Below are 578 nucleotides of genomic sequence, written 5' to 3'. Positions count from 1 at the left end.
GCCACTCGGGCAGGTTGTGGCGGTGCTGGGGCATGAGGCTGGCCGGCGCAATCGCGTCGCAGTCGTCGAGCCATTGCACTTCCTGGTCGCTGAGCGCGCTTTTGACAAAGCTGCGCGGGCCGGCAAAGCCGAGGATGGCCAGGCGGCGCTCGCGCGCACCGCTGCCCGAGCGGGCCAGCGATTCGAACAGCGTTTTCTTGCGCAGCACGGTGTAGACCGTCTCGGCCAGGGTGCCACGCTCGCGCGGCCCCAGGTTGCGGTGTTCACGGAAATAACGCGACACCACGGCGTCGGCCGGGTGTTCAAAGGTGAGGGCCTGCGCAACCAGCTCGGCGCAGGCATCTAATAGGGCTTTGGGATGCATAGCCGCTATTGTCCCATTGCGCCAGTATCCGGGCGCCAGGCCCGGCTAACTGGCGAGCGGTGCGGCGCCACTGCTGCGCGCGCTACCGGGCTGCGCCGTGCGGTCATAGACCAGGCCCCAGGGCATCGCCGCCAGCTGGCGCAGCGCGGTGGGGCCCAGCTCGTCGACATGGGTGATCCACAGCGGCATCAGCTTGCACAGCAGCAGCTCGCGC

Annotated in this window: 1 pseudogene; it reads right to left on the bottom strand. The window is 68.7% G+C overall.

The features are described from left to right. A pseudogene (locus tag H928_RS33305) lies at nucleotides 1–364 on the bottom strand (SAM-dependent methyltransferase); the annotation flags it as partial. Between the last annotated feature and the right edge of the window lie 214 nt (nucleotides 365–578).

Source organism: Comamonas sp. B-9 (assembly GCF_000410635.1).
GTDB lineage: Bacteria > Pseudomonadota > Gammaproteobacteria > Burkholderiales > Burkholderiaceae_C > Comamonas.
Note: the sequence above shows the minus strand (reverse complement) of the source record. Positions and strands in the feature narration are given on the sequence as shown.